Origin of the sequence: Acetobacter lambici, from assembly GCF_011516885.1 — a bacterium.
GTDB lineage: Bacteria > Pseudomonadota > Alphaproteobacteria > Acetobacterales > Acetobacteraceae > Acetobacter > Acetobacter lambici.
Map to the genome: position 1 here is coordinate 1 of NZ_WOTD01000094.1, position 3,693 is coordinate 3,693.

The 3,693-nt window shown below is 49.3% G+C and carries 3 protein-coding genes and 2 pseudogenes; 2 read left to right on the forward strand and 3 right to left on the reverse strand.

The genetic code is table 11. The annotated features are described in order from the left end of the window. Positions 1-238, forward strand: a pseudogene (locus GOB86_RS14910) (IS481 family transposase); the annotation flags it as partial. Between the two features lie 740 nt (positions 239-978). On the opposite strand, the gene GOB86_RS14915 reads toward GOB86_RS14910, so the two are convergent. Continuing rightward, positions 979-1,440 (reverse strand): DinB family protein, encoded by a 462-nt coding sequence (locus GOB86_RS14915; RefSeq protein ID WP_219618312.1) that lies wholly within the window; start codon positions 1,438-1,440, stop codon positions 979-981. 31 nt (positions 1,441-1,471) lie between these two features. After that, positions 1,472-1,924, reverse strand: a complete 453-nt coding sequence (locus GOB86_RS14920; RefSeq protein WP_026019419.1) for an Rrf2 family transcriptional regulator — start codon at positions 1,922-1,924, stop codon at positions 1,472-1,474. A gap of 88 nt (positions 1,925-2,012) precedes the next feature. Between GOB86_RS14920 and GOB86_RS14925 the strand changes: the two genes are divergently transcribed. Continuing rightward, positions 2,013-3,329: a globin domain-containing protein gene (locus tag GOB86_RS14925; protein WP_165993434.1), complete on the forward strand. Its 1,317-nt coding sequence runs from the start codon at positions 2,013-2,015 to the stop codon at positions 3,327-3,329. Positions 3,330-3,578: 249 nt separating this feature from the next. Here GOB86_RS14925 and GOB86_RS14930 read toward each other — a convergent pair. After that, positions 3,579-3,693: pseudogene (locus tag GOB86_RS14930) on the reverse strand (IS5/IS1182 family transposase); the annotation flags it as partial.

Below are 3,693 nucleotides of genomic sequence, written 5' to 3' on the forward strand. Positions count from 1 at the left end.
CTGTGTCTCAAACCATGAAGATCTGGAAATTCTGCTCAGAGGCTTCTGTTTCGCCTACAATCATCGCCCGCAGCGTGTTCTGGGCGGCATCGCTCCCGCCCAATGCATCATCTCATGGCTTGAAAAACATCCCGCGTCACGTAATCAAGACTATATCAAACCGGCTGGTCGTGACATCATGAAACAGGTCGACGAAATCCTTGATTACGCCAATGACGTCTCACAACCTGACAGCTAGTTGCGACAGCGCGCCACTCCTTGAGGCGAGCCCAATGGTTCTCAACGAGATGTTGGCACCGATAGACCCATTTTGGGCAGGCGACCGCTCCATTACGTTGTTTCGCTGGGATGGCGGGTCGTGCTTCCATACCTCATCTCCGTTCACTAAAGGCGTTTGGCGCGTAACCCTTGTCCGCCACGACCCACAGGGGAATGACGGGAAAGCTGTCGAGCATAGCTGGTGACAGAGGCAGTTCATGAGCTTGTTCTGGGGCCAGAGCAAAACCGAAGGCTTTTTCTTGTCTATCAGTGATCACGCATACTTTCGTGCCATACCCGCGGCGAGGGTGGCCAAGTGTTTCACGATGGTCTCGTTCTTCGAAAGAGGTCCCTTTTTTGGGCTCCTGCCGCTTTGCCGTGAGCCCAGATGTTCGTGTTATCCAGAAAAGTCATTCCGAGCGTCACTCCGTGTTGTTCCTGAACCAGTTCGAGCAGACGCTCCCATCCGTCGAGTTTCACCCGGCGGATGAAAAGCTGCGTTGCCCGCCACCACGCACCCAGTTCAGCGCGGATACACCGTCATTTCGTGCCATTCTCATTGGCGCTAGAAAATCGCTGCTATCGTACGCCGCAGGTCATGGGCGGCGTCTTATCTCTTGGGCGAAGCGTCTCAATCAGAGGTTCCCAGATCAACCATGTCTCGTTCGTAAAAGTGCCTGTTCCGTCCCCTTCTTCCATTCTCGTAATATGGGAAGAGTTTCAAGATCTAACAGGTCCTAGCTGTTTTCTATGTTTCATATGAGTGGTGAACAGGATTCCATTGACATCGTATCCGCGCTTGCTGATTCTGTCATCAACGACACTTATGTGATATAGACCATGAGTAAGAAGATGAGTCAGGATGCCTTGTGCGGTTAACTGACCAGGTTCTCCATCGGTGTATGTGAAGTCAAATACTGCCTGTCGATCATGTTCAGACAGATTTGTCTCATAATTTATCAGCCAATTGTCTGTATTACGAACACTTGTGATCAGTTCGGTCGCTGAAGGTAGTTTATCAACTACAGTTTTTGAATAAACGTGTTTCGTTTTCGTTAGATGTGCGCGGAAAATCTCGTCGACAATATTGATATGTGCTAACCAGAACAGGATTGTTTCGACGATTTCCTGATCACCTGACTTTTCTGCATTCATAAGACATGTAATCAGATTTTCATCCATCCACTTTTTGTATTCCATTAATCCTGACATATTAATCCTTTGTTTCATTTCTGATGAGTCGTTCACATTCAAACGGAGTAATCATATCGGCCAGAGTGTAGCGGTCGAGAACGGACATCATCGCCTGCATTGTTTCTGACAGAACCCCTCGGAGTCGACATGAGGGCATAAGAATACACGTGCCCTCTCTTTCACAAGTTTTGTGGCTGAGGCAATCAAGCAAGCTCATGTCTTCTTCCATATAACTTACGACTGCACCGATACGTATCGTTTCGGCTAACCTTCCCAAACGGATACCACCATTGCGACCACGCAGGGTTTCAATAAAACCACCTTTACCCAGACGATGAATCACTTTGACCATGTGAGTTTCAGAAATCCTGTAGGTCTCAGCGATCTCCCGAATGGAAGACAGTCGATCAGTTCGACTACCCAGGAAGATCAGTGCACGGAGCGCATAATCGGTCTGCAAATTAAGTTTCATACCTACAGCATGCATCTACTTGACAGATTTTCCAAGATGTCTGACACAAAAGGTGTATGGACTATGAACCTTAAAGGATCGAATCACAATGTCCGCCCCACTCGACGAAAAAACACGCGCTCTCGTTGTTGCGACAGTTCCAGCTCTCAAAGCGCACGGTCTTGCGATTACGGAAGAAATGTACAAGCGTCTTCTGTCGCACCCCGAAATTCGAGATCTCTTTAATCTCTCCCATCAGCGGGATCTGGAGCAGCCCAAAGCACTGGCGCTGGCTGTTCTCGCGTATGCCGAGCATATCAATGATCTTGGAAAGCTGCGCGGCATGGTCGAGCGCATTGCCGAAAAGCATGTTGGCCTGAACATTTTGCCTGAGCATTATCCTTTCGTTGCAGACGCGTTGATCGGTGCTATCAAGCACGTTCTCGGCGATGCGGCGACTCCGGAAATTATTGATGCATGGGGTAAAGCTTACTGGTTTCTGGCAGATGTCCTGATCGGTCGAGAAAAACAGATCTATGACGAGCACGAACATGCTCCTGGAGGCTGGAAGGGGTGGCGTGAATTCACGGTCCGAGCACGGCACAAAGAAACGCCTTTCATTACTTCGTTTGATCTGGTTCCAGTCGATGGAAAGCCGCTTTTTCATCATAAGGCCGGCCAATATCTGAGCTTCAAACTTGATATTCCGGGTCACGGGTCACAACGACGTAATTACAGTATTTCTTCAGCACCTGGGGCCGACCATTACCGTATTACTGTCAAGCGTCATGATCAGGGGGTAGTCTCAACGTGGCTTCACGACAGTGTGCAGGTCGGTGACATTCTTCAGGCCGCTAATCCAGCGGGTGATTTTTTTCTGGATGAAGCCAGTCATGCCCCGGTCGTTCTTCTGGCGGCAGGCGTTGGTCTCACGCCGCTGATCTCTATGATTGAAGATCTTGTCGCAACACATTCTGGTCGTAAAATACATTATGTTCTGGGAGCCGACACAGTTGATCTGGCAGCGTTTGTGCCTTTTGTGACGTCTCTGGCGACTGCAGGAAAACTGACAGCTGAGTTCTTTTTTGCAAAGGGCAATGTTCCTGCGGGAAACCTTCCAGGACAGCCTGTTGCGCAATCCAATGTTGCTTCATCAGGATGGCCGCATAGAACACTCAGTCATTTGACAGGTAGCAAGAGAACAATACCAGAAGCTGTCTCTTCTGCGGGTATTACGGTTCATTCAGGTCATATTACACAAGATTGGCTGCGCAAAAACCTTGATCACGCAGCGACCTATTACATCTGTGGCCCGGATTCTTTCATGCGCGACATGATTGAAACTTTGCGTAACGAGCAGTTGTCAGGCTCTCAGATCCGCTATGAGATTTTTGGCTCCGCATCTGATCCGGCTCTGGTGATCTGAAACCTGTCAGACGACCTTCTCAGAAAGGAGGAGGTCGTCTGGTCGCTTTTTTTCTGTTTTCTTAAAGTTTTAGCCAGAAAGTCCGTTCAGGATGTCCAAGACGTCATTAGTCAATCGTGCTGACAGGGATCCTGTCAGCACTGTCCTGAAGTGGGTTTTACTTGTTGTCGGGTTTGCTACCGCGATGCTGCTGTTCTGGACAACACTCAGGACATATCAGGGTGTTCCACCTCAGCCTCAGAGCCTGAATCAAAAAGCGGTTTGATTGATTTTTCGCAGAACTCTGCGGATATGGGCAATCATCAACCACGCGTGGGATGACGAGATTGTTGCCTCGACATCCTTCGTGAGGCGACGGCAGCGT

Bases quoted from the DNA above. Each gene is read 5' to 3' on its own strand.
- GOB86_RS14920 (WP_026019419.1), bottom strand. From the start codon at position 1,924: ATGAAACTTAATTTGCAGACCGATTATGCGCTCCGTGCACTGATCTTC.
- GOB86_RS14925 (WP_165993434.1), top strand. From the start codon at position 2,013: ATGTCCGCCCCACTCGACGAAAAAACACGCGCTCTCGTTGTTGCGACA.
- GOB86_RS14915 (WP_219618312.1), bottom strand. From the start codon at position 1,440: ATGGATGAAAATCTGATTACATGTCTTATGAATGCAGAAAAGTCAGGT.